This window comes from Paenibacillus sp. BT-177 (assembly GCF_025846815.2).
Classification (GTDB): Bacteria; Bacillota; Bacilli; order Paenibacillales; family Paenibacillaceae; genus Paenibacillus; species Paenibacillus polymyxa_C.
Map to the genome: position 1 here is coordinate 1167598 of NZ_JAOYTP010000001.1, position 24545 is coordinate 1192142.

23 protein-coding genes and 2 pseudogenes are annotated in these 24545 nt (G+C 45.0%); 10 read left to right on the forward strand and 15 right to left on the reverse strand.

The window, feature by feature from the left end; translation table 11 throughout:
* Positions 1-110: 110 nt before the first annotated feature.
* Positions 111-1268, forward strand: a complete 1158-nt coding sequence (locus OIU26_RS05370; protein WP_165083152.1) for an MFS transporter — start codon at positions 111-113, stop codon at positions 1266-1268.
* An 86-nt stretch (positions 1269-1354) separates the two neighbouring features.
* Here OIU26_RS05370 and OIU26_RS05375 read toward each other — a convergent pair whose 3' ends face one another.
* From OIU26_RS05375 to OIU26_RS05385, 3 genes are read right to left on the reverse strand one after another with little or no spacing between them, the layout of a single operon-like run.
* Positions 1355-2107, reverse strand: coding sequence for an amino acid ABC transporter ATP-binding protein (locus tag OIU26_RS05375; RefSeq protein ID WP_264216169.1), 753 nt, complete (start codon positions 2105-2107; stop codon positions 1355-1357).
* Between the two features lie 14 nt (positions 2108-2121).
* Positions 2122-2790: an amino acid ABC transporter permease gene (locus tag OIU26_RS05380; protein ID WP_025676010.1), complete on the reverse strand. Its 669-nt coding sequence runs from the start codon at positions 2788-2790 to the stop codon at positions 2122-2124.
* A gap of 17 nt (positions 2791-2807) precedes the next feature.
* On the reverse strand, positions 2808-3659 hold the full coding sequence (locus tag OIU26_RS05385; RefSeq protein WP_264216170.1) for an amino acid ABC transporter substrate-binding protein: 852 nt from the start codon (positions 3657-3659) through the stop codon (positions 2808-2810).
* Between the two features lie 278 nt (positions 3660-3937).
* On the opposite strand from OIU26_RS05385, the gene OIU26_RS05390 reads away from it, so the two are divergent.
* Positions 3938-5230: an MFS transporter gene (locus OIU26_RS05390; RefSeq protein ID WP_264216171.1), complete on the forward strand. Its 1293-nt coding sequence runs from the start codon at positions 3938-3940 to the stop codon at positions 5228-5230.
* A 125-nt stretch (positions 5231-5355) separates the two neighbouring features.
* Here the strand turns inward: OIU26_RS05390 and OIU26_RS05395 are convergent, their stop codons facing one another.
* The gene (locus OIU26_RS05395) at positions 5356-5613 is read right to left on the reverse strand and encodes a GlsB/YeaQ/YmgE family stress response membrane protein (protein WP_013372531.1); all 258 of its coding nucleotides are present in this window, start codon (positions 5611-5613) and stop codon (positions 5356-5358) included.
* Positions 5614-5910: 297 nt separating this feature from the next.
* Here OIU26_RS05395 and OIU26_RS05400 point away from each other — a divergent pair, with 297 nt between their 5' ends.
* The gene (locus OIU26_RS05400) at positions 5911-6174 is read left to right on the forward strand and encodes a YkgJ family cysteine cluster protein (RefSeq protein ID WP_238791104.1); all 264 of its coding nucleotides are present in this window, start codon (positions 5911-5913) and stop codon (positions 6172-6174) included.
* A gap of 36 nt (positions 6175-6210) precedes the next feature.
* Positions 6211-7167: an alpha/beta fold hydrolase gene (locus OIU26_RS05405; RefSeq protein ID WP_264216172.1), complete on the forward strand. Its 957-nt coding sequence runs from the start codon at positions 6211-6213 to the stop codon at positions 7165-7167.
* 143 nt (positions 7168-7310) lie between these two features.
* Here the strand turns inward: OIU26_RS05405 and OIU26_RS05410 are convergent, their stop codons facing one another.
* Positions 7311-7634 carry a DUF3817 domain-containing protein gene (locus OIU26_RS05410; protein ID WP_264216173.1) on the reverse strand — a complete coding sequence of 108 codons (324 nt, stop codon included), beginning with the start codon at positions 7632-7634 and terminating at the stop codon, positions 7311-7313.
* A 152-nt stretch (positions 7635-7786) separates the two neighbouring features.
* Between OIU26_RS05410 and OIU26_RS05415 the strand changes: the two genes are divergently transcribed.
* The gene (locus OIU26_RS05415; protein WP_013372535.1) at positions 7787-8791 is read left to right on the forward strand and encodes an LLM class flavin-dependent oxidoreductase; all 1005 of its coding nucleotides are present in this window, start codon (positions 7787-7789) and stop codon (positions 8789-8791) included.
* A 279-nt stretch (positions 8792-9070) separates the two neighbouring features.
* On the opposite strand, the gene OIU26_RS05420 is transcribed toward OIU26_RS05415, so the two are convergent.
* The 4 genes and pseudogenes from OIU26_RS05420 to OIU26_RS05435 form a co-directional block, all read right to left on the reverse strand.
* Complete coding sequence (locus tag OIU26_RS05420) at positions 9071-10675, reverse strand: cellulase family glycosylhydrolase (RefSeq protein ID WP_436449020.1); 1605 nt, start codon at positions 10673-10675, stop codon at positions 9071-9073.
* Between the two features lie 385 nt (positions 10676-11060).
* The gene (locus tag OIU26_RS05425) at positions 11061-11312 is read right to left on the reverse strand and encodes a hypothetical protein (protein ID WP_013372537.1); all 252 of its coding nucleotides are present in this window, start codon (positions 11310-11312) and stop codon (positions 11061-11063) included.
* Between the two features lie 163 nt (positions 11313-11475).
* Positions 11476-13235: pseudogene (gene dhaK / locus OIU26_RS05430) on the reverse strand (dihydroxyacetone kinase subunit DhaK).
* A 1-nt stretch (position 13236) separates the two neighbouring features.
* The gene (locus OIU26_RS05435; RefSeq protein ID WP_264216174.1) at positions 13237-14370 is read right to left on the reverse strand and encodes a glycerol dehydrogenase; all 1134 of its coding nucleotides are present in this window, start codon (positions 14368-14370) and stop codon (positions 13237-13239) included.
* A gap of 188 nt (positions 14371-14558) precedes the next feature.
* Here OIU26_RS05435 and OIU26_RS05440 point away from each other — a divergent pair.
* Both OIU26_RS05440 and OIU26_RS05445 read left to right on the forward strand, forming a co-directional pair.
* Positions 14559-14681: pseudogene (locus OIU26_RS05440) on the forward strand (PocR ligand-binding domain-containing protein); the annotation flags it as partial.
* A gap of 80 nt (positions 14682-14761) precedes the next feature.
* Positions 14762-15031 carry a DNA adenine methylase gene (locus OIU26_RS05445; protein ID WP_264216175.1) on the forward strand — a complete coding sequence of 90 codons (270 nt, stop codon included), beginning with the start codon at positions 14762-14764 and terminating at the stop codon, positions 15029-15031.
* A gap of 384 nt (positions 15032-15415) precedes the next feature.
* On the opposite strand, the gene OIU26_RS05450 is transcribed toward OIU26_RS05445, so the two are convergent.
* Complete coding sequence (locus OIU26_RS05450) at positions 15416-17590, reverse strand: serine hydrolase domain-containing protein (RefSeq protein WP_264216176.1); 2175 nt, start codon at positions 17588-17590, stop codon at positions 15416-15418.
* Between the two features lie 260 nt (positions 17591-17850).
* Between OIU26_RS05450 and OIU26_RS05455 the strand changes: the two genes are divergently transcribed.
* The 3 genes from OIU26_RS05455 (at position 17851) to OIU26_RS05465 (ending at position 20670) form a co-directional block, all read left to right on the forward strand.
* Complete coding sequence (locus OIU26_RS05455) at positions 17851-19635, forward strand: helix-turn-helix transcriptional regulator (protein ID WP_264216177.1); 1785 nt, start codon at positions 17851-17853, stop codon at positions 19633-19635.
* 93 nt (positions 19636-19728) lie between these two features.
* Positions 19729-20013 (forward strand): PocR ligand-binding domain-containing protein, encoded by a 285-nt coding sequence (locus OIU26_RS05460; RefSeq protein ID WP_264216269.1) that lies wholly within the window; start codon positions 19729-19731, stop codon positions 20011-20013.
* Positions 20014-20094: 81 nt separating this feature from the next.
* Positions 20095-20670, forward strand: coding sequence for a helix-turn-helix domain-containing protein (locus OIU26_RS05465; protein WP_264216178.1), 576 nt, complete (start codon positions 20095-20097; stop codon positions 20668-20670).
* A gap of 94 nt (positions 20671-20764) precedes the next feature.
* On the opposite strand, the gene OIU26_RS05470 is transcribed toward OIU26_RS05465, so the two are convergent.
* The 5 genes from OIU26_RS05470 to OIU26_RS05490 all read right to left on the reverse strand — a co-directional run bounded on the left by OIU26_RS05470 (position 20765) and on the right by OIU26_RS05490 (position 24513).
* Positions 20765-21430 (reverse strand): hypothetical protein, encoded by a 666-nt coding sequence (locus tag OIU26_RS05470; RefSeq protein WP_264216179.1) that lies wholly within the window; start codon positions 21428-21430, stop codon positions 20765-20767.
* Between the two features lie 50 nt (positions 21431-21480).
* Positions 21481-22413: a DUF2167 domain-containing protein gene (locus OIU26_RS05475; RefSeq protein ID WP_264216270.1), complete on the reverse strand. Its 933-nt coding sequence runs from the start codon at positions 22411-22413 to the stop codon at positions 21481-21483.
* Between the two features lie 578 nt (positions 22414-22991).
* The gene (locus OIU26_RS05480) at positions 22992-23768 is read right to left on the reverse strand and encodes a DNA and RNA helicase (RefSeq protein WP_165083131.1); all 777 of its coding nucleotides are present in this window, start codon (positions 23766-23768) and stop codon (positions 22992-22994) included.
* 17 nt (positions 23769-23785) lie between these two features.
* Positions 23786-23941, reverse strand: a complete 156-nt coding sequence (locus tag OIU26_RS05485; RefSeq protein WP_013372544.1) for a hypothetical protein — start codon at positions 23939-23941, stop codon at positions 23786-23788.
* Positions 23942-24000: 59 nt separating this feature from the next.
* Positions 24001-24513 carry an RDD family protein gene (locus OIU26_RS05490; RefSeq protein WP_025676103.1) on the reverse strand — a complete coding sequence of 171 codons (513 nt, stop codon included), beginning with the start codon at positions 24511-24513 and terminating at the stop codon, positions 24001-24003.
* Positions 24514-24545: the final 32 nt, after the last annotated feature.

The window sequence follows — 24545 nt, forward strand, 5'->3', positions numbered from 1 at the left end:
TTTTGGGTATTAACGATAAGAGCATTGCTTCTTTGACGGGAGCAGTGTATCTTCTTGTTCGTATGTCTGCCTCCTATCCAGAAACCAATGGATAAGGAGGTTTTTTTTGTATGAAAAGAATACTCGCAATTCTCATGATCAATATATTCATTGTGATGGTCGGCGTTGGTTTGATCACCCCTATTCTGCCGGAACTGATCATTGAATTTGGTGCCAGTGGGCGGGCCATCGGTTTATTGGTGGCAGCCTATGGCATAACGCAATTCCTGCTCTCGCCCATGACTGGGCAGCTGTCTGATCGATATGGGAGAAAAGTTTTTATCGTCGCAGGTGTTATTGTTTTTGCTGTAGCTAAATTGATCTTTGCTATTGGAGATGAGCTGTGGATGCTGTATACCTCAAGACTTCTGGAAGGAGTTGCAGCAGCCCTGATTATTCCACCCATGATGGCATATGTAGCTGATATTACAACAACCGAAGAACGTGGCAAAGGAAATAGTCTACTAGCGGCAGCGATGTCATTTGGATTTGTCATTGGTCCAGGACTTGGAGGCCTTCTTGCAGGATATGGAACGAGAGTGCCACTGTATACAGCAACAGGTGCAGCTATGATTGCAGTTATTTTTTCAATCGTTTGTTTACCTGAAAGTTTATCGAAAGAACAAATGAAGGCAGCACGAGCAAGAATTAATCATCAAAGAGAGTCTATTTTCAAACAGTATGCAAGGTCATTGAAATCAAAATATGCGATGTTCTTTGTCATTGTCCTGGTGATGACTTTTGGACTTGCTAATTTTGAATCCGTTCTTGGTTTATATGTAACGAATCGCTTCCAATTTTCACCGCAAAATATTTCAATCCTTCTAACTGCAGGTGCTGTGATCGGCGTCGGTATGCAGGCATTAGTTGTTGCTAAAATGATCCATCAGTTTGGTGAAAAAAGGTTGATCAAAGGCTCGCTTCTCTTCACCTCTGCTGCTTATGTTTTATTTCTCTTCGCCAAAGATTTTTGGAGTATCTTTCTTGTGACTTCCCTTATTTTCTTTGCTACAGCTACGCTTCGTCCAGCTCTTAATACACAATTGTCGAAGATGGCAGGAAATGAGCAAGGATATGTAGCTGGTATGAATAATGCCTATATGAGTGTCGGGAATATTTTAGGCCCTACTCTAGCGGGATTTTTATTTGATGCGAATATGTTCGCTCCATTTTTAACAGGCTGTTGCATTCTTTTGATTACCTTCTTGATTACATTAAAAATGAAATAAAAGAGGACAACTGATGAGCAAAAGGCAGCTACGGGTGCGAGGCTTTATTTTTCAAATGCCCAGCTGTAGCTGCCTGTATGTTCAGTTTATTCCGTTTCCCCACTCAGTCTGTTCAAAAACTGGATGGCCCGTGGGCTGGTTGGCTGCTCTAGCACCTGATATGGCGTACCCTGCTCAAAGATTACGCCCTGATCCATTAAGATTACATGGTCAGCAACCTCTGCCGCGAACTTCATTTCATGGGTGACAATAACCATCGTCATCCCTTCGGCAGCCAACTGCTTCATGACCTTGAGCACCTCACCTACCAACTCGGGATCAAGAGCAGAGGTCGGCTCGTCGAACAAAAGCACCTCAGGTTCGACTGCCATTGCCCGGGCAATACCGACCCGTTGCTGCTGTCCTCCCGACAATTGATGTGGATAGGATTCCGCTTTATCAGCCAAGCCTACCTTCTTCAGCAGCTCCAGTGCACGTTTGCGCGCCTCGTCCTTGCTTTTTTTCTGAACCGTGACTTGCCCCTCCATCACATTTTGCACAGCGGTCATATGGGGGAAAAGGTTGTAGGATTGAAATACCATCCCTGTCCGCTTACGCAGCGCCAAAATGTTTTCTTGCCGAAGCTTCGTCCCTTTCGCAAAATTCAGTGCAATATCACCTACCTGAATTTCTCCCTGGTCGGGAACCTCCAGCAAATTCAAGCAGCGTAAAAGTGTTGTTTTACCAGAACCGGAAGGACCGATAATTACAAGCACTTTCCCCTTATCCAACGTCACGTCAATACCCTTAAGCACTTCCAGCGAGCCGAACGACTTGTGTATATTCCGAATTTGGATCACCGGTACAATCTCCTTTATCTAACGGAAAAACGGCTCAGACGCTTTTCCAAATAATTTTGCAGCACAGTCAATATCGTACTAAACAGCAGGTAAATAACCCCAGCCTCGGTATACACTAATAACGGTTCGTATGTGGTAGCTACAATCTGATTAGCCGTTCTGAACATTTCCACATAGGTGATAGTGGCAGCCAGTGAGGTATCCTTTACCAAGCTGATGAATGAATTGGCAAGCGGAGGCACCGACACACGGGAAGCTTGGGGGAGCACGATCCGCCGCAGCACTTGCCAGCGTGTCATCCCTAAGGAGTATCCTGCCTCCCATTGACCCTCCTGAATGGAAATAATAGCCGCACGCATAATTTCAGAGCTATAGGCCCCCACGCTGAGCGTAAAACCGATCACTGAAGCAATAAACGGGTCCAGTGTAATACCCACCGAAGGTAAACCATAGAAAATAATATACAATTGCACCAGCAAAGGAGTTCCTCGAATCACCCATACATAGAAGCCGAAGATCAGCTTGAGTATTCTCCATTTGGACAACCGGGCGAGCGCAGTAATCAGCGCCAGCACGAGTCCCAGAGCAAAAGAGATCAGCGTGAGCGGAATCGTAAAAGAAACCCCTGCTTTTAGCAGAGGTAATAATGAATCCATAATAATTTGTATTTGGCGATCATCCATTGTACAGACATCCTTTATTATTTGGACACATCGGCTCCAAAATATTTTTCAGAAATTTTCAGATACGTACCGTCAGCCTTCATATCAGCCAACGCTTTGTTGACTGCCTTGATCAAATCTTCGCTGCCTTTATTAAATACAGCTGCGCTGTGTGAAGCATCCGCAGATTCGTCCACCTTTTTGATCGGAGCATCAGGCTTTTGCTTTTTCAGATCCAGATAAGACAATCCGTCGTTGACCGTCGCATCTACCCGTTTGGAAGTGAGGAGGTCAATAGCTTGGTTGAATCCTTCGGTTGCTACAATTTCCGCACCATTCCTTTTTGCGATTTGAGTCAGGTTGCTAGTCAGGGATTGCCCTGCCTTTTTACCTTTTAGATCCGCAAATTTCTGGATGTCCGTATTATCTTCACTCACGATCAGAACTGCCTTAGAGACAATGTACGGATCGGAGAAATCATATTTTTGCTTGCGCTCATCTGTAATAGACACTTCATTGAATACTGCGTCAAACCGCTTGGAGTTCAAGCCTGCAAATATTCCGTCCCATTGCGTCTCGATAAATTCCGGTTGCACACCCAGGCGCTTACTTACTTCAGTTGCAATATCGACGTCAAAGCCTGTCAGTTTGCCAGCAGCATCATGGTAAGTAAACGGAGCATAGGTACCTTCCGTACCGATTCTCAGCTTGCCACTGGCTTTGACAGATTCAAGAGTAGCTGCAGCCGTTGTATCTGCTTTTCCATTATTAGAACCGTTCTCTCCAGTAGATGCATTATTCGTGCCAGCGCCTTTATCATTGTTGCCGCAAGCCGAAACCAGCAATGCCATCACGATGAGTACAATCGGTAAAAAACTAAATTTTCTCATGTTATCCACACTCTTTCCCTTTTTCTTGATCACCTAGCGCAGGCTAGTCATTGAATAGTACATCATTCATTTTCGCGCGTCAATGCTTTTATCCAATAATCCCTATCCAAAAGGTAAGTTATATTTTTTATCATCTAAGGCTATTCTAGGTTGACTCAATCATAGGCAGGCTATTCATTTTCACTCCCCTCGCAGCAACTTTTTGTGTACCATTACATAAGAGATTTCGTATAATAGGTTTTAATATGCAGATTAGAAATATTTACCGGAGTGTGATCATGGATACCCAAAATTCAACTTTATCTCCTGAAGGAAGGCACTCAGCCTGGGCTACCTTTACTTCACCTTTAAAGCAATCCAAAGCGTTCACCCTCTTGTGGCTTGGACATTGGATCGCTATGTTAGGAAGTTCTGTTACGACAGTCATTTTGCCACTGGTTATCTATTCTCTGACAGGCTCGACCACCATCATGGGATTGGCGATGACGGTTTATATGCTGCCAAACGTACTTATTCTTCCTTTCGCAGGAATGATTGTGGACAGAATTGACCGAATTCGCCTCCTTCTGTTCACGAATGTCGCCCGCTTTGGTCTGATGTTCGTTGCATCGGTGTTGATGTTTACGGACGGGATGAAGTTGCCGTTCCTATTCGTTGGCCTTGCGTTGTACGGATTGATGGATGGTATCTTTAATCCGGCTTATTCGGCCTTACGTGCACAAGTGTTCACACCGGACATCCGCAATGCTGCCAATGCGCTAAGTCAAATCAGTATACAAGCCGTTCGTCTACTCGGTCCTCCGCTAGGAGGCTTTATTGTATCCTTTTCCTCCCCGGGTGTCGGCTTTGGACTGGATTCTATCGCTTATCTGGTATCCTTTGCCTGTTTTTGGATGCTAAGTGCTCATTTGGCCTCCATCATCGGTAAACGTCAGGCCGATTCAGAACAGGAAGATCAGGGTGGACAACATTTTCTCAAGGATTTTATAGCAGGCTTTGCTATTCTCAAAAGCCATCCTTGGCTATGGATTACGATTCTCGCCTTTTCTTTCATTAATATCTGTTATTCAGGTATTATCGCTGTGCTCATCCCGTGGCTGTTCAAGGTTCATCATGGCTATAATCCAGTCGTATACGGCATTGCAATGGCAAGTAGTGGCATTGGTGCCATGCTGGGAGCCTTTGTGTATGGATCACGCAAGCATTGGAAACACCGCGGTCTGCTCGCTTACTTAGGAGCTTTTGTCAGCGGTCTCGCCTTACTGCTGTTGTCTATAGTCACCTGGATGCCAGGATTAATTATGAGCATGATGCTCGAAGGATTTGGCATTATGATTTTTGCGATTATCTGGGAGACAAGCCTGCAGGAATTAATCCCCGCTGAATCCTTTGGACGTGTAGCCAGTCTGGATTTGATGTTTTCCTTTGCACTGCTTCCTGTCGGCTATCTGGCCGTAGGTGCCGTGGCCGACAAGCTTGGTGGCATCCTCACCATTGGTATGTTTGCAACCATCGGCATGTGTATCGTGCTGGGCGTGCTAATTGTTCCTCATATCAGACGGTTTCAATAGGGGAATATGTAACCTTTTCTCAAAAAAAGCTGCTCCCACAGGTTCATTTGTGAACCTTGCGGAAGCAGCTTTTTTCCATTTTGACTCGCGTCCCATAGGACGAGTCTATTCAATAATTCGTAAAGTTAACCTCTGCTCCGTCCAACGGAACGGAAGATCAAGCTCACAATCACGACTAGCACAATCGCACCAATTAATGCAGGAACGATGTAGAACGATCCGATTTCAGGACCCCAGTCTCCCAGAATCAAGCTACCCAACCATCCACCGATAAAACCGGCGATGATGTTACCAATCACGCCACCCGGAACATCACGACCTGCGATAATTCCTGCCAACCAACCAATAATACCGCCAACAATCAATGCCCATAACCAACTCATTTTGCGTCACCTCGTTTAAGTTTTTATCGTTGTGTTCTATTATTAACCACTCGAACTCCTTTTGAACACACAGAGACCAATTGGTTAATATTACCACGCAATGGAACGCTGATTTGGGGGCTTGATATCATCCTACGTGCCTCCCAGATTATTTATGCTCTTTGTGTGAAAAGTGTGTCTCCTATTCGTTTATCCTTGTATTCCTGCTTTTTTTGTGCCATCCTCACATTATGGCTTCGCTGAAGTCACTTCATGCATAAGTTACAAAAATAACAAATTATTAAGGAGTGACCCCCACTGGAGTGTCGAGTAGGATGTGCTGCATGTTGCATTGCCATTACGATTTCTTCCCCTATTCCCGGCATGCCAGACGGAAAACCTGCTGGTGTTCCATGCCCTCAGCTCACGCCTGATTACCGTTGCCAATTATTTGGAAAACCCGAGCGTCCTGCCGTATGCAGTGGCTTTCATGCGGATAATGATACATGCGGAGACACAAATGAAAGAGCATTTGAGCTGCTGAGAGAGCTGGAGAAGTCCACTTTACCAAGTAAAACTTAAGGCGAACTCATTCGATATGAAGGAGAATTTTTGATTATGAATGTTATTGAAAAAAGAATTGCCGAATTGAAGCAGTACGGTCCCGATCTTACCACCCCCAAAGATATGGATTTATTTTGGGACAAAACACTGAGAGAAGTTCACGCCAAACCTGTACATGCATTCAAAACGCCCGTAGAAACACCGTATCCTCATATGATGGCCTATCGGGTCACTTTTGAGGGGGTCGATGATACGCCTCTGCATGCCTGGTATGTACGCCCCCGATATGCTGGAGATCAAAAACTTCCATGCATCGTTCTGTTTCATGGCTACACAGGCGGAAAGGGCTATCCTGAAGATTATTCATCTTGGCTAATGCTTGGTTTTGCTGTATTGGCGGTAGATGTTCGTGGTCAGGGAGGAGAAACGGGAGATCGTCAGAATGATCCACACGGAACCGTTAAAGGCTGGGTTACGAAAGGAATATTGGACAAGGATACCTGCTACTACAAAACGATTATAACCGATGCCCTTAGAGCCGTAGATTGGGTGGCGGAGCAGTCCGATGTCGATGCAGATAAAATCGCAATCAGTGGCGCCAGCCAGGGTGGTGGACTTGCATTAATGGTGGGTGCACTCAGCGATAAAGCTGCTACTATAGTAGCGGATATTCCTAATATGTGTCATATGGATTTTGGCATGATGAATTCTACCAGTTCACTGACAGAAGCTGCCGAATTCGCAAACCGCTTCCCCGAGCATTTGGAGCAGGTACTACATACATTGAGTTATTTTGACGTGATGAATTTAGCTCATCGCATTCGTATCCCGGTCATGGTATCTGTAGGGTTGAAGGATACGGTGTGCATGCCAGAGACGATTTTTGCTGCTTATAACCGCATTGAATCACCAAAAACAATTGAAGTTTATCCGTTCACCGGACATTGGGTAGAAGGTTTCCATAGACGCAAGACGGCTGAATTTTTAGTTCAAATCTTAGCATTAGATTGAGTTAACGGTTTCCTCCGGTTCCGGTGCATAAAAAAAGAACACCACGCATCTATCTGCGTAATGTTCTTTCAACTGCATCGGAGCCAGTCCTGCTTACTCTTACAAGCTCCTCGACACTTCACAGCAAAGCATCTCTGCAAAGTTTACGATGTAGTTCGCTGTTCTGCTGCCGAATCCCCTGTCCATTTTCGCACCCAAACAAAATCCATAATCATCAGGCCAAACGGAATGAAGGATGCAAACATAATGAAAAGAGGCCGCCGTATAGACCAATGCAATGCGGTTTTTCCATAGATCAGAGCAACGAGGAGCAACAGAAAGCTCACCCGGTATATGTTACCAATCACCATAACCGCCTGGGTCATGCCCGCAGCTTGCAGCGGCTGGTGGGTGAATAGTATCGCCAAATACGCTATAGCTTGAATCCAGAGCATGAGCCGGACACGCCCCAAAGGTGTTCTTAACACAAATTCAATCCCCTCTCCATGAGCAGGAATGTTCTCTCATCCCTTTTGCATCTTTTATTATAACGAAAAGATCCCCAAACTCCAACCTATCCATTTTTGAATTTTGACCAAATGAGTTGTGTTTGATACAGTTGTGTAAGAGGTGATTACAAATGCTTAAACTGGGTATACTGGACCAGTCTCATATTCCTGAAGGCGGTTCCGCTCAAGATGCATTGTCTAATACAACAGATTTAGCGCGTGAAGCTGATCAACTGGGGTACAGCCGCTATTGGGTATCCGAGCATCATGCGTCCAAAACACTAGCACACTCCAGTCCCGAGGTATTGATTGCCCATTTGGCTGCTCATACATCGCGTATTCGTGTGGGTTCAGGCGGTATTATGCTACCACACTACAGCGCATATAAAGTAGCTGAAAACTTCCGTCTGCTGGAGGCGCTCCACCCAGGACGCATTGACTTGGGGATTGGGCGTGCTCCAGGCGGCTTGCCGCTGGCTACTCGCGCTTTGCAGGAAGGGAAATACCAAGCTGTCGAACAATATCCACAGCAGATTCTAGATTTAATCGACTACTTCCATGATTCGGTGCCTGACAATCATCGGTTTGCTGGTCTTCACGCCTCCCCGATGATATCGACCGTTCCTGAATTATGGTTGCTTGGCTCCAGCGGGGAGAGCGCCAGATTGGCCGCGATGATGGGTGCCTCCTATGCCTTTGCCCAATTTTTCGGTACTCCGGGCGGCGTAGAAGCTACCGCGCGTTACCACGAGCAATTCATGCCTTCGATTTTAGGAGATAAGCCCCGCTCTATGGCGGCAGTTACGGTAGCCTGCGCTGAAACTGAAGAGGAAGCTGAGCAGCTGGCGTCCAGTGCTAGTTTGTATTTCCTTTTACTCATGCAGGGTAAAGAAATGAATTCTCTTCCATCGGTGAAAACAGCCATGTCCTATCCCTATACAGAATTTGATCGTGAGCGGCTACGTCAGTCCGCAGCATGGCGTGTTGTTGGCACTCCTGAACAGTGCAAGGAACAGCTGCTGAGACTGGCTGAGCAGTATCGCACCGATGAGTTACTGGTCGTTTCATCGATTCATGACTTTGATAAGCGTGTTCAGTCCTATCGGCTGCTAGCCAAAGCTTTTAATTTGGTATAAACAGAAGGTTAAACATAGGCTAATTTTCAGCACATTAAAACCCCCGCCTGCCTATAATGGCAACAGCGGGGGTTTGTTGTAAAGGATCGGTTCATTAGAACCAACCCATCTGTACTATAGAAGTAGTGTAGACACCACAAAAGTTGAATGTCATATGGTACTTTGGTAGTATATGCCATACACCAAAGGCGTATACACTATAGCATAACCTCAAAAGACCGCAACCAAAAGTCCCATATATTTTACTCGTTCAGTAGTTGGTAGTAGCTACAGCATATCCTAGGGTTCTATGCCCCATACAAGCTTACCTTGCTGATATACGGTGCCGTGGTCCCAGTCTGCAAATGCTGTTTGGGTTGCTCCATAGGAGTAATCGTTAGTCTCATCAAAATTGCTCCAATTCGCTGCGTGAATACGAGATTGAATTTCTCCGGTTTCGCCGCCGGGCTGAATCGTTCCCGCTCCATCTGTGAAGGAAATCTCCACATATTTATCAGCCTTGGGCTTCAGATTTGGCAAAGTTACAAAAGTTGCTTTTACCTTTTCATTACCAATCTTGGCCCAATCTACAAAAAACTGCTGAGCTTGTTTGCTCTCATCTGTGTAATAGTAGCGAATTTTCAGGTCACTCAACTTCACAGCTGTTTTTCCGGTATTTTTGATATTAAATTGAGGCCGGATTGCATTATCCTTGGCGTTCGTGTCATCAGTGCGATATTGAAGCACAATCCCTTCATTATTACCGCCTGGTGTACTTCCACTGTGATCGCCACCGTTGTTTCCACCGTTGTTATTACTACCATTGTTGCCATCTCCGCCGCTATTCCCGCCGTTGCTTCCTCCACCATGATTGCTGGAGCCTTCCAGAATCGCCTGTTTTACAAATTTGCCGGAAGCCGTTAATTGTGAATCAGGCCATCCACCCTTGCGGTCAGCACCAGGCAACAGGGCAGCAGAGGTCTCATTTTTGTCGGAAAGCGACCAATTGGCCCAACTGATTTTGCGACTGGCCATAAAATCAGTCCATACTTTGGATTCATTCAGGAACGGACCACCGTTACCCGAAGCGTCACTTGTACCCCACTCGGTAGCAAAAATGCCTACACCTTTGTTCAGGGCATAATCAATCCGATCACGTAAAGATTGTCCATGCGTACCCGCATAGAAATGCACGGTATACATTGTATTTTTATCTGGAAGCGGATGGTCTGCTGCATCATGTACATCCTGACTCCAAGTACCTGTTCCTACAATAATAATATTATCCGGGTCTTTAGCTCGAATAACCTGAGATACCTCAGATGCATAAGGTCGGATTTGATTGTTCCAGTTTACATTCCCATTCGGCTCATTAGCAAGTTCATAGATTACGTTAGGCAAATGGCCGTACTTAGTGGAAAATTCATTAAAGAAAGCTTTGGCTTCATTTTTATGAGTGTTCGGATCGCCATCTGAGAGAATGTGCCAGTCAATAATGACGTACAGGCCCAGTTTCTGTGCTGCCTCAATTGCTTCCTTCACTTTATTTTTCAATGAAGGGTTGGTAATATAACCATTTTCTTCAGTGTACAACGCAACTCGAAACACGGAAATGCCCCAATCGTCCCGTAACCATTTCATAGTGTCCTGATTCACCAGATCCCCAAACCACTGAACGCCATGAGAACTAATGCCCTTGAGCTGTACAGGTTGTCCATTTTTATCCACCAGTTTACCGTTCTTTACTGAAAGTTGTCCGTAACGTTCCACAGGGGTCGTCCCGGCCGCCTCTGCTGTCGGCGCATTCCAGTTGAAGCCATTCGTTAACGTCAATAGCAACACTGCTGTTAACATTACTGCTACTCTTTTTGCGATCCTTGGCAGGACCCATTGCCCGTTCATCATTTACACATTCCTTCCTTTTAATAAAGTAGATAAGACTTATCAGTACGTTGTTCTCCGCTTTTTCGCCCCCTCTTTTATACAATAAAAGGATCAGGTCCAACATTCGATGTCACTTACCTGTATATGGATGCTACTACTATTATAGTTAGTTTCATTTTACATTTCGACTTTATCCCAGAAAATGAATAAGAAGTCACGGTTTTGAGATATGTACCCCTTAGTTGGCTACTATAGAGTACTGAAGGGACAAAAGTCTCATTTACTTATTAAGTTTAACCTAAAAAAAGACTGCTTCCCGATGCCTAGGCTCGGTACAGCAGTCTTATCATGATCTTATATGTGATCAGATAATATTAACAATTCGTCTTAATGTATGATGTCCCTATTACCCCTTAGCGGCAGCTTGAGGTTCTTGGGTTGCCTGATCTTCGTTCATATCGCCGCCATCCGTCGCTTGATCTGTCAGTACAGTCTCAGATGAGTTACCCATTACCTTGTCTATAAGTTGTAGCCAAGGTTCTTCACTGCCTCCACAACTCTCAATATCACCGAGCAGGGACTCTAGCGTGGTTCCTTCTTCTGGCAAATCAATAACTAAACTGTCTTCGTCAACTTGGATGGTGCAGCAGGTTTTCATTGTAAATCCCTCGCTTAATTCTTATTTGAGCATGCAGTATGCTTGCTCAGATGGGATGAACTCCCACGGATCCAGGGATAAGCCTTTTGAATCCGTCTGAAATTATAAACCTAATGCATCCCAATTGCAATGAACAAACCTTGAATTTTTAAGAATTAGCGAATCAATTCAAACATTCAGCAAGCTCTGTAAAAATTACTCCAAGCGCATAAGCCCCCGCATCTGGATAACCAAGGCTTCTCTCTCCGACCGCTCCGGCACGTCCCATACGCGCCACAATGTTTTCTGTCTTTTTGGCCCCTAGTACAGCGGCCTGAGCACCTCGTACAAAGGCTGCCTTCACGTCAACATTTGATTTCGCGCTCTCTACCCAGCTATCCGCACATGGCACTAATGCATCAATAAGCGTTTTATCACCAACGACGGCTCCTCTGCCGAAAGAACGTTCGCCTGTCGACTGTATGCCTTGCACCGCAGCCTGCATCAGATCTGCGAATTCGGTAACGGTGAGCTCGTTTCTTTCGCCCGCAGAGCGTGCTGCTGCGCGAAATGCCGAGCCCCAGATCGGGCCCGAAGCACCGCCGCAGTATTCCATGATGACGAGCGAGCACGAATGGAGAAAGGCCCCCATCGTCAAAGAATCTTGGTCTAGGATATCGCTCCATTCCCGTTTCAGCTGACGAAATCCCTTCGCAACGCTCATACCAAAATCTCCGTCGCCTGCATGAGAATCAAGATCGCAGAAAGGCACCTCATTCTTGATGATAACTGCACTTATTTTGTCAACCAGGTAGATCAGATTGTTCAACGTAATCTTGTTATCCTCAATAACTGCAAAAGCAGGAGCGGTTTCCACCTCGAAAGATACTTGCCGATTTTCGTCTGCTACAGTTGAAAGCTCCGTGAATTCAACATGATCAACAGGTCCAGACACCTTGAACGCCGGCGCGTTGCTTTCATGGGAAAGTAGCGTTTTCAACTCGCCGTCCAGCTTCATGATCGAAACTGAGATGCCCGCCATATCGATACTCGTCATATAATTGTTAACGAAAGCTCGATTGATCTTGATTCCCTTCGTTGCCAGTTCGCGAGTGACCGCATAATTGAAAAGGTACAGTTCTTGTAGAGGCGTACCGCCAAAACCATTGATCAGCAGAGCGATTTCTCCGCTGAATCCGTTTTCGATCTGCATGTCTCGAAGGAGATCACTTACCATTCTATCTGCCAGCGTATCCGCATCCGTCAGCTTTTCGCGTCTGATACCAGGCTCACCGTGGATGCCGACGCCGTACTCCATTTCATCATCCTCAAGCTCAAACGTTGGCGAGCCCTTCGCCGGCACGGTGCACGACGTCAATGCGAATCCGATACTGCGTACATTCGCAGCGGCTTTCTCCGCCACTGCTTGACTTCCGCCAGACTACGGCCCTCTTCTGCAGCTGCACCCGCGATCTTATGCACAAGTACCGTGCCCGCTACACCGCGTCGTCCGACCGTATATAGACTGTCTTCTACAGCGATGTCGTCTTCGACCTTTACATAGTCCACTTCCAGACCATCTTCAGCAGCCAAATGGGCACCGTTTCTAAAGTTCATGATATCGCCGCTGTAGTTTTTGATAATCAGCAGTGTGCCTTTTTTCCCAGCGGTTGCTCGAATGGCCTGATACACTTGAATTTGCGAAGGAGAGGCAAAAACATCACCACAGACCGCCGCATCGAGCATCCCTTTGCCGACAAAGCCGGCGTGAGCGGGCTCGTGCCCACTGCCGCCGCCGCTGATGAGCGTTACTTTCTCCGTGTTCAGTTCCTTTTTCTTGAGCACTTTATATTTTGGTAGAAATTCCAACTCGGGATGCGCGAGCGCAATACCGCTGCACATCTCAAGAACCAAGTTTTCCGTACGGTTGATGACCTTTTTCATGCTATTTTACCTCCGCTTTGTACTGGCTGCCGATCCGGTCGGCCGCAGCAATTGCCGCTGCAACCTGCTCCACCGTGATCGGAAACGGCATGGCATGAATCGATTCCTCCTCAATGCAGGCTTTAGCAGCTACTTCCATGAGTTCTTCCCGGCTGATATGATCGACACCGATATCGGCCAAGCAGACCGGCAAACCGATGGTTAAACAGAAATCCAGTACCTGATGTAATTCTTCCGTCGGTGCGTTTTCGAGCACTAGCTGTGCGATCATACCGAATGCGACTTTTTCTCCATGATAATAATGATGCGTGCCTTCCAAAATGGTGAGTCCATCATGAATCGCATGGGCCGCAGCAAGTCCGCCGCTTTCGAAGCCAAGACCTGAGAGTAAAATATTAGTTTCAATGATATTTTCGAGTGCTTGTGTAACTTGATTTTCATCGCATGCCGCTTTTGCTTTGGCACCGTCTTTTAAGAGCATTTCATAACTTAACGTTGCAAGTGCCATCGCCGCATTCGTACCTACGGCTGGCGCACACTGTCCCTCGCGTACTCCGTTAGGCAGTCCAGCGTTGACCCTGGAGTAAGAACGGGAGGTCGCACGGGCTTCAAAGTAAGTCGACAGTGCATCCCCCATACCTGATACGAGGAATCGGGTTGGTGCATTGGCAATTACAGTGGTGTCGACTAATACGACACTCGGGCTTTGTTTAAAATAGGCGTAATCGTCGAAGGCGCCTTCTGGAGTATAAAGAACGGCCGAGTGACTTGTCGGCGCATCCGTCGCAGCAATCGTCGGACAGATGATAAGCGCTTCCCCTTGTGCCACACATTTCGCCGCGTCAATCGCTTTGCCACCGCCGAGACCAACGATGCAATCACATCCATTCGCAGTGGCGATTTCTTGAAGTCTAGACACTTCTTGTCTGGAGCACTCATCCATAAAACCGCTTTCAATAAAGGTTACGTTATACTTTTCCGTAGTGGAATCAAGCTTATCTTTCACCCGCTCCACATCGGCTGGATGCGCGATCAGTAAGGCAGATTTGCCGAAGGTGCTCACATAGTAACCCAAATTTAACAATTCATTTTCACCTTGTACATATTTGCTTGGGCTGATAAAAGCTTTTCTCATCTATAATTCCTCCCTTTATTGTGTTGGTTTCGTTCTGATTTAAACTATAAACGAACCATGTGAACTTTACATTGGAGGAATCAAGGAATATATTATAATTTGCAATCGTATTTTTTTGCACTGAAGCATGTGAATTGTACTTTTTTGTTGTTGCTTACAGGATAATTTACCATTAAGGGATGAGAATCTTGATACGTGAACATTTAAGTATCCAGAAAATCTTTGATTTGGAAAAGTGGGAGCAGTTGCAGGATTCATTAGCATCCGTTACCAAATTAGCCATTCTCACCGTCGATTATAGAGGGAATCCGCGAAAGAAGATTTTGAATTAGAAATTGGACTACCGGTACCTATAGGTGTAATTTGGAATGACTTACCGAACAAAATTAAAGTGGTAGCTGAGCGGTTGAAGGAAATCCAAATCGAGAATAGACCTGCGCTACAGGTAATTGGAAGGTATCAACGAGAGGATGTCTTAATCTACGCGGACACTCCTTACATTATGGGCACCAGGAATGGAGATATTTACAGGAATGAGATGACCGATGATGATCACTCGGTATTGTTGAATGCCCTGAAGGATCATTCTGGACCGGTCCTGATATTCGGTTATTCAAATGAGCTATACGACGATATGTTGAGTGATTGGCAACGTGAATAACGGCAGCAAGTGATTGAAACGGGGCAGGCGCGGACTGAAGTGCTTTGGATTAACCCGGCTGCTGCAGATCATGGACAGCAGACCACCTTCTTGCTACAGGGTGTGCAATTGGGCTGATTTATCAAATTGTGTAATCAGAGTATGAAATCCAACTATCCATACAAGACAAATAGACAACTCGGCCAACAATACAGAAAGCAAGGAATATAGGAGGTTAGCCTAAAAGGCTATGAAATATGATAGGGGTAAGACTTCTGTATGGTCATTAATATCAGGGGAAAGTGTATCGATAAATAAATTTATGGATAAGAGCTGAAAAGGAAAAAGGCTTATTGCTCTTGGAGTTCCCAAAGCAAAAGCCTTCTATCATTTTTCCTTTTTAACTCAACGGCTAAATTCTTTTTCGAAAATGGCTTGATTAGCGATGACAGGTTCTGGACCCACCGCATTGATGTTCGTCACCAAAATATCCTTCCCGCCTAAGGTACCACCCGCTAGCGTTTCAAACCCATGAATGCCGCCGCCATGTCCCCAATAGGTCTTTCCGTTCGGCAGAGTCACCTTATAAATTCCAAGTCCATATTTGCCAAAAGGTGAGTCCACACCTGTTGTCATCTGCTTCATCATCTTGTCATTTAATAATTTCCCACCCAAAAGCGCACTAAAAAAGGTGGTCAAATCTTTTCCTGTCGAGATCATTTCCCCCGCAGCATTCGCCCATGAAGGATTATACTCTGTGAAATCATACAGTTTCCCTGCCTGATTCATGTTATAGCCTGTGGCATGCTTGCCCGGGATTTTTGGATTACTACCACTAAAGGATGTATTTGTCATCTGAAGCGGGCCAAGGATCCGTTTCTTAATCTGTACATCGTACGTTTCTCCTGTCACCTTTTGAATAACAAGACCAGCTAGTACGGTATTTGTATTCGAATAGTCCCAGCCTGCCCCTGGTTGAAATACTGGCGGCTTAGCCAGTCCCATACGTACAAGGTCATTAACGGTATATTGAGGGAATGAGGTAGCGTATCGCATGTCTAGATTCGTATAGCTTGCAATCCCGCTCGTTTGGTTCAATAACATACGAATCGTGACTTTGTTGCCCTCATACCCATTACCCTTTACCACACCTGGGAGCCATTTTTCTACCGAGTCTTCCAGATTCAGCTTTTTCTCCTGAGCCAACTGTAAGACAAGGGTAGCAACAAACACCTTTGTGACACTGCCAATACGGAAAGTAAAGTCTGGCTCCATCGGATTTTTATGATCGAGGTTGGCTACACCGGCTGCATAAGACCAGTATTTTCCGTCTCTTAACCCAGCAGCAATTATTCCAGGGACTCCCTCGACTTTTGCTTTCTGATCAATGAAGTGTTTCAATTCTTTCCCATGTTTTCGAGCTGCTTGATCCGGGGTGGAAGGTTGCTTGGCTTGTCCCGAGAACTCAGTCATCTGGATGTTCTCTATATGAGGTACAGCACCTTCTAATACGTTAATACTCATCGCGATCACATGCTTGCCGTCTTTTGTTCCACCTGCGAAGTTGGTGAATCCAGGAATGCCACCTTGATGACCCCATATGGTAGTGCCATTCGGCAATGTTACTTCCTGAATACCGAGTCCGAATTTCCCGTGTGGAGTATCAACAGTGGTTAACATTTCTTTCTGAATCTTAGGTGTTAACAATTTTCCGCCCAATAAAGCACTAAAGAATGTTGTTAAATCTTTCGCAGTCGAGATCATTCCCCCTGCTGCGTCTGCAAACGAAGGGTTAAGGTCAGTCATATCCATTAATGTACCGGCATTGTTAAAGTATCCATTCGGGCTGTTTTTCGGAATGGATTGCGAGTTTTCTGGTAAAAACGTTTCTTTTAGTTGCAGCGGCTCAATAATTCGTTTCTTGATTTGTTCGGCATATGTTTCTCCTGTGACCTTTTGGATAATGAGTTTCATCAGCACTGTATTCGTATTCGAATAGTCACCCTTGGTCGGTGCATGCTTTAATGCGCGAGAAATGAGTTGTTCTGCTGTAAACGTTTGAGTGGAGTTCTGGAGTAAACTTTCCTTGAGTTCATCATCTAAGTAGTCTGCCACTCCACTCGTATGATTTAATAACTGACGAATCGTAATTTTGTTACCGTCATATCCGTTTCCTTGTACGACACCTGGGAGCCATTTTTCTACCGAGTCATCGAGGCTTAGCTTCTTTTCCTCAGCTAGTTGCAGGGCCACTACACCGACGAACGATTTCGTTATACTCCCGATTCGAAATGAATAGTCAGCTTGCATCGGTTTCTTACTTTCTACATTCGCTTCGCCGGAAGCATACGACCAGAAATCCTTTCCCTTCTTTACTGCAAAGATGACACCTGGGATGTTTTCGCTGGCAGCAGCTTTATCAATCGCTTCTTTTGTTTTGGCATGAACCGTTTCCTTTTGTTGCGTGATTGCCTGGTCCACACCTGCCTCCGCACAACCGTAAGTAGGTAGTATCAGCGTTCCTATCAATAATGCAGATAACGTAAGGGACGCTCCTTTTTTCATGTGGAATGGTTTCATTTCTCATCATCTCCTGTAAGTTGAATTGTGTTGTCTCACACATCCACCTTATTTTCAGGGCTGTAAAATCACATAGTGACAAAACCGTTCTTTCTATAAATGACATCATGCCAACCCATCATGTTTGCGACATGATAGAATGTCATAGAGGCTGTATGACATGGCGATTTTGCTTGACGAATCGGGAATTGATGAGGCATGATGAGTCAGAGACATTCGGGAATTTTCTTACCATTCAAATGAGCAGGAGTATATGACAAATGTTATCCATGATAAAAAAATGGTTTTGGTACAATTGGGTGATTTTTGCTTTACGAACGATTTGGCTAGGCATCATCGTCATAGCAGATGTTATGTATCCGGCAATGATAGCCGTTCCGTTCGGAGTCATCATCCTTATTGCCTTTTTGGTTTATGCCATTCCATTGATCGTTCAATATCGAAAAGAAAATTGGTATCTGGCAGTCGAAGTCTTAATGACAGGCTTTTTTTATCTATTTGTGGCCTATGTAGCGCCTGCATTGACTTGGACTTTCGTTTTATTGGTGATCATTATTGGTGTGGCCAGCAGTCGCAGAACATATATGTGGACGGGAATCTCTAGTGGGATTATTTTTCCGGCTTTGAACGGGTTGATTACCAATCGTCTCCCGTACGAGTTCATGTTTAGTTGCAGCTTTGGTTTTGCGATCGGTATGGCTTTTAGCATATTAATTGAGTCTCATAAGCAAGGCCGCATCATTCAAGAACAGAAGCAATTATTGGAGCAGCATATTAAGCAAATCGAGGAGCTTACACTGATCGAGGAACGTAATCGGCTGTCATATGAGTTGCATGACACAATTGGGCATTCGCTAACCTCGCTGATTGTGGGCGTTGAATCACTCCGATCCTCGGTTCCTGATTCACAAATCGAACGAGTCGACAAACTTGTCTCAATAGCACAAGACAGCTTGGATGATATCAGAAAGCATTTTCATCAGCCCTCTGATGCGCGCTTGAACCAATCGTTAAGTGAGGCACTACTGGAACTGACAGAAAAATTTATAAAGTCAACTGGTGTAACGGTCAACTTCCGTGTGATCGGCAGTGAGACGCTCGTTATGCAAAAAATTAGCTTTTGTCTATACCGTTGCCTGCAAGAATCGCTCACAAATACGGTTCGTCACGGCCAAGCAAGTGAGATATCTGTTGATCTGTATTTCGAAAGTCAGCAACTCCGTCTACAAATCGAAGATAATGGCAACGGACTAGAATCCATCGAATTCGGCTTAGAACTAAAGGGAATAAAAGAACGGCTTGAGCAACTGCAAGGTTCGCTGGCCGTTCATTCACAATCAGGGCAAGGAACCGTTGTCATTTGTAATGTTCCCATAAAGGTAGAAGCTGGACAGGGAAGTATCCGCCTACTTATTGTTGACGATCAGGTGATGATTGCCGACAGCTTACAGCAAATCTTAAGCCAGCAGGACAACTTTATCGTTGGTGGTACAGCTAGTGATGGGCAAGAAGCATTAGAACAATGTGAGCGGCACCAGCCGGATATCGTGTTAATGGACGTGCACATGCAAGGGATGAACGGACTCAAGACCTTCCTTCAAATGAAAGAACGCTGGCCGAACATGAAGATTGTGATCATGACAACGTTTGAGGATTCGGTACAGGCAGCAACAGCACTGGAGCATGGGGCGGAAGGATATATGCTGAAGTCAACTCGTCCTAAAGAGATGATGGAAGCGATGAAGCTCATCTATAGCGGGGGAACGTGGCTTGATCAGTCGATCGCCACACGCGTATTCGAAGAGATGAAGCGCCAACGTGAGCAGTTAGAGAAGTACAGCCCGAATGATCCGTATGGGTTGACGAAACGGGAAAGGGAAATTTTACAGCTTTTATCGGATGGACTTCGTTACAAATCGATTGCCACCAAACTATATTTATCGGAGGGAACGGTACGGAATTACTGTTCCACCCTTTACTCGAAGCTCGGTGTCAGCAACCGGGAAGAAGCGATTGAACTGGCGAGAAATGAGAGTATTCTATAGAAGACAAAAGGACGGGAGAAATCCTTGAGTTAAACTGTTCAACTAACAGGGATCGTTAGTTGAACAACAATAGCGGCAGTCTAAGACTTTATTATCAGGGTCTTAAACTACCGCTTTTTCTATCCTGTAACCAGCCACAGCCAATGCCAATCGTTCTGCAAGAAGGTTCGCCAAGATGAGAATCTCCTTCCCTACTGCCAGAAATGTGATTCTCGTGGTGGACTTGAAGCGGTGCGTTCCAACAAACCTTATATTTATCTCTGTCATTATGACATCGTTGACATCGCAGTACCGATTATTATCGACGATAAGTACATCGGCGCCGTCATGGCAGGTCAGGTTCGCCTAGCCGATCCTTCGAGCGCTTTACAGCTGTAACAAATCCTCACGTCAAAAAATGAAAAACTGTACAGTTCCAAATGGGAGGAACTTAAGGACTACTACGCCGATCTGCCGACGATGACTTATCAGGAAATTCAGATGATCTCCAACATGTTATCCTTATTGTGTAATTATATTGTTGAAGAAGCGATGAACAAAAATCTTCTCGCGGAAATGTTCGAAAAGGCTTCGGCCATAGAGTCCACTCCGCAGTTGTCCGAGATCCTTCCTGGCTACTCGCTGAAGCATATCGAAAGCCTTAAGAAAGAAATGAATAATATCTTAGCAGATGCCTATCTGAACTCCTCAGGGGATGAGGATATTCCGTGCGGAAATCCTGTACTCAAACCCGCTTTTGAATATATTTATGAGCACAAGGGTGAAACTTTCTCTCTAAAAGCCATGGCTGACTTGTGTCACATTAGTCCGAGTTATTTTAGTCGGCTGTTTGCGAAAGAAACGGGTGAGAACTTTTCCAGCTATCTGTCCCGCTTAAAGATGAAATGGGCGAAGCAGCTGCTCGAAGCCACAGATATTCCGGTATCCCAGATCAGTAGTGAGCTTGGCTTCAATGAGCCGGGGTATTTTATTAAAATATTCAAAAAATATGAAGGCACAACACCTGCGGTGTACCGAAAGTATTACAAGGGATAAATACACGAAAAAACAGATGATTCATGGGTATATTGTTACCATGATCATCTGTTCATAATGTTCTTGCCTAAGCTACATAATCTGTGTGTGCTGATCAGGCTGCCTGTGATTGTGATTTGCGCTTAATCACCAGTTTAGTGCTTGGTTTGATGGCTCTTTTGACGACCATCATTAAGGAAATCAATACAATTACCCCCATAAAGATAGCGACCGGCATATATCCCGTATACGAAATCAGCTCTACAACCGGATACAGGATGGCAGGCACCCTGAACGAATACTCATCAGCCGTCTCCATATAATACGCTAGCCAGGAGAGAAAGCCCCCGATCAATAATGTGTATAGAAAAAAGACGATCGACGGTTTCATAGATGCCCAAGCTGTATTCGTAGATTGCTCATAAGTATAATCCTTTTTCATGTAGCTGTACAAATGCTGTACGAACGCGTCCTTTTCGTCACTGGCAAATTCCATTTTCACTTTTTCAGGTGTGGAGCTACCTGCTTTTGTATAGGTAAGAAGCAATGTATCATCAAATTTGGTCAAATTTGTTTGCACGCTTTCTATTGCATGTAATGGAATACAATAATCATAATGCTCCATTTCTTCCATCGTCACAGTTCCTTCGGAAAGCTGCACACTGATTGCTTCTGCCTGAGCCTGAGCCAAATCGGTAAGAATGGCATGAGGATGAAGAATAGCAAAACGTTTATTATCCAATTTATAAATTTTCGTTTTCTCATCATCATGAACGGGCATACAAATCCCCCTTTTTATCAGCAATTTTATTATGGTGTGTTTCTTTAGAGCTACCGTAATGTTTCTGACTGATCCTGAGCATTCGTTTCATTGTGCAAGGATTCTGATTTTTTCTTGCGAAATAATTTGGCAAAAAACTTGCCTATCACACCAAACACACCTGCACAAGCCGCACCAATGAGGACGAGCACCTTAATTCCCGCGCCCTTAAAAAAAGCAATGATTAATGCCAACAAGCCTACCTTTTTAGCTACTGCCAAGCCAGCTCCTCCCAAGATCAGTCCAGTCAGGCCATACTCAGAAATTTTGTCTGTTGAAGCATTAAAATCCTCGTATCGCTCACCTGATTTGACTGTCAACTTGGGTAATATTTTCTCATTCAAAAACTTCTTATCCGCCTCCAAATGTGCAGGATCGGACACTAATATGGCAGAGATATAACCCTGACGAGTGAGCACGCGAACATTATAATTAATCAGCTTTTCCTTGTTCCCATCCTCCGCCAGCATAGACCAAGTTAGATTATGGGTCGCTTCATTATAAAAAGGCTCCACATCCCAGCCTGTAACATACAGGCGATCACTTTCCGCCTTTTCCTTGTTACTCTCTTCCGTACCTTCTTTATAACTATCTAGAATGGCATCTGCATCGATGTCTTCTTTTTCATCATCCTTGATATGTCCAAGTTCATAGTATTCAAAAACAACTTCCCAATTTTGATTTTCATCCTTCGGAAATATACTCCCAATTTCCTTGCCAGATGGCTTTTCGTGATTCATCTCGCTTACCTTTGCAGTGTTAGCCGCATCCAAAAAAAGAAGAGATGAGTCTAAATCAACCGTAGCCACCTTTCCCAGGTCTACCTTTCGGCCACCTTCAACCCATTTTAATTGTTCACTGGATGAAGCCCACGCGTTTCCTCCATTGAGTAACACCAGACTAAGCGCCAACAGCGCTCCCAAAATCGTTTGGCTCCATCTCATTTTGTTGTTACATTTGTTATCTAGTCTCTTATTCAAAACTCATTACCCCTTTATAAATTCCAATATCTCCCGTGTCCCCAACCATATTAGCCACTGCTTTATATTTTGTCAATTCACCGTAGCAAAGGGCGTTTCCACGACTTTATACTCATTTTTATACATATGTATGCAAATTTTCTACTCTAATCGGACTGGTTTTACAAGGTATGGAGGAGCGATATAAAAAGACTCATCATGGACAAGCACAATTGCGCAATCGCTGCAACTTATCCGTTCAAGTCTCTCTCACTTATAATTTCTTAAAGGACGTATCCCTTGATATGACAACTTTGTTGACCTCAAGCTTAGTCTCAAGCACATCCATCTAGCCTATAAAATGTCGAATTTCAGCAGGTTAAGGAATGCATACTTCACCAAACAAGCGACTATAGTCTTAGTGACTTTATGCCTGTTTTTATACATATGTCATCTTTTTTATTTAAAAAAATGTATAGGCTTACACCGGATTGATTTATCAAATGCCGGGACATAGAAGTAAAGATAGAGGGGATGCACACTCCACTCCTCTATCAGTTATTTTAATCCACAATCATCCGTCCGGCTCCGCCGCCCTGCCAGCGGCCTGCTGTGCGCTTCCCCCGTCCGGCTCCTTCCAAAATCAACACTAACTGCCTATGGAGCTGAGCATGTGAAAATTCCTTATATTCCGCACCACTTCGGTTCGCAATATAATGCTGGATAGATTCTCTGTCCACAGCTTCCAGGTTCAGACACATCAGTGCAAACATACAATCCATCGGATCGTTTGTACCGCTTTTGAGCAGTTCGGATGCAAAGTAGCGCATCGTTTCCGGGCGCAATGTGCTTTGATACAAGCCCGCAAACGGGACATGGATATCACTCCATGTATTAAATTCAGTAGCCATATCAGCAAAATCCTGATAATTGGAACGAAGCACGGCTCCATCTTTGAGTTTGAACCGGCCCAGCTCCAGTTCATCCAATCCGATCTCAGCCTCGGCCTCCAGCACAATATCTGCATGATGCACGGTGAAATCCGGGCGATCTGTTTGTTCCAAAAAAAGCAGCTTCAACACCGACAGTTGCCCCGTGGCTGCATACGGCACTTCCTGTTCCTGCTCTAGCAGGTATAATCTATTCTTGTGCTTTACAATGCCTCTGCCTACGGTCAGCGCATGTTCCCCAACGGTCACGTTCATTCCGGTAATAATGCCATCCGAATAATCCTGATATCGGATATCCAGAAAGCTACGTGGGTAATCCCGCAGATTTTCCAGCATCTCGGTTTTGAGAATACGACCTTTTTCAAACTTTGGAACGATATGCGTTAACATGGGGTTCCCTCCTTTCTCTATTCTTCTTTATTTAGGGGAACAGATAGCCGATTCACACCGGGCGCAGGCGGCGGAACTGTAACTCCATCATCGGTGGTGGGTGGAGCTTTACTTACTCCAAGTAATCCAATAAATAGGCGAAAATTCTTTTCTATACATCTGCGTAAATCCATCGTGCTCCCCCTGATTGAAGACTGAGGTTCATTATAATCTCAGAATTTATTACCTACCTTTACATCCCAGCTCCGCGCCCAGCCTGCTCGCGAAGTATATAATTCAGCTCACGCTTGTCCACAACATAGGTACGGGCGATCAGATCGTGAAGAGCCTGTTTTCTAGCTGTAAAGCCTGCCATGATAAAACCGATCCACAAAATGATACTCGATACAATTTTACTCCAGTAGCGGGCACTCGCACGTCCAAAGCTCAGCTTTTGGTTAAATTCATCTACTACAACGATACCAAGAGCCAGCTTGCCCACCGTAGCTCTGCATTTGGACGATTCCATGATCGCAAAATACAGCCATGAAGCCCCCAAATTCATCAAAGTTTGTCCCAATAATTGCATGGTAAAAATAGCAGTCGGCCCGTTTGTCAGCATAGAGGTTTCTGCCGGAGATGGCACCCAATCTCCAATGGCCTGAATGATGATCCAGACCAGTCCGATTATCATAAATACAAATCCTAAAATAAGGCTGTCAATGATATAGGCTAAAGTTCGTTTCCAAAAACCTGCATACAGCATGTTATTCCCTCCAAGTGTTGTGTGCTTTTCTG

Coding starts and splice junctions, on each gene's coding strand:
- OIU26_RS05465 (WP_264216178.1), top strand. CDS start 20,095: ATGACTTATCAGGAAATTCAGATGATCTCCAACATGTTATCCTTATTG.
- OIU26_RS05485 (WP_013372544.1), bottom strand. CDS start 23,941: ATGGATTTACGCAGATGTATAGAAAAGAATTTTCGCCTATTTATTGGA.
- OIU26_RS05450 (WP_264216176.1), bottom strand. CDS start 17,590: ATGAAACCATTCCACATGAAAAAAGGAGCGTCCCTTACGTTATCTGCA.
- OIU26_RS05490 (WP_025676103.1), bottom strand. CDS start 24,513: ATGCTGTATGCAGGTTTTTGGAAACGAACTTTAGCCTATATCATTGAC.
- OIU26_RS05385 (WP_264216170.1), bottom strand. CDS start 3,659: ATGAGAAAATTTAGTTTTTTACCGATTGTACTCATCGTGATGGCATTG.
- OIU26_RS05470 (WP_264216179.1), bottom strand. CDS start 21,430: ATGCCCGTTCATGATGATGAGAAAACGAAAATTTATAAATTGGATAAT.
- OIU26_RS05380 (WP_025676010.1), bottom strand. CDS start 2,790: ATGGATGATCGCCAAATACAAATTATTATGGATTCATTATTACCTCTG.
- OIU26_RS05480 (WP_165083131.1), bottom strand. CDS start 23,768: ATGTTAACGCATATCGTTCCAAAGTTTGAAAAAGGTCGTATTCTCAAA.
- OIU26_RS05370 (WP_165083152.1), top strand. CDS start 111: ATGAAAAGAATACTCGCAATTCTCATGATCAATATATTCATTGTGATG.
- OIU26_RS05390 (WP_264216171.1), top strand. CDS start 3,938: ATGGATACCCAAAATTCAACTTTATCTCCTGAAGGAAGGCACTCAGCC.
- OIU26_RS05395 (WP_013372531.1), bottom strand. CDS start 5,613: ATGAGTTGGTTATGGGCATTGATTGTTGGCGGTATTATTGGTTGGTTG.
- OIU26_RS05435 (WP_264216174.1), bottom strand. CDS start 14,370: ATGAGAAAAGCTTTTATCAGCCCAAGCAAATATGTACAAGGTGAAAAT.
- OIU26_RS05455 (WP_264216177.1), top strand. CDS start 17,851: ATGTTATCCATGATAAAAAAATGGTTTTGGTACAATTGGGTGATTTTT.
- OIU26_RS05405 (WP_264216172.1), top strand. CDS start 6,211: ATGAATGTTATTGAAAAAAGAATTGCCGAATTGAAGCAGTACGGTCCC.
- OIU26_RS05420 (WP_436449020.1), bottom strand. CDS start 10,675: ATGATGAACGGGCAATGGGTCCTGCCAAGGATCGCAAAAAGAGTAGCA.
- OIU26_RS05475 (WP_264216270.1), bottom strand. CDS start 22,413: ATGAGATGGAGCCAAACGATTTTGGGAGCGCTGTTGGCGCTTAGTCTG.
- OIU26_RS05425 (WP_013372537.1), bottom strand. CDS start 11,312: ATGAAAACCTGCTGCACCATCCAAGTTGACGAAGACAGTTTAGTTATT.
- OIU26_RS05415 (WP_013372535.1), top strand. CDS start 7,787: ATGCTTAAACTGGGTATACTGGACCAGTCTCATATTCCTGAAGGCGGT.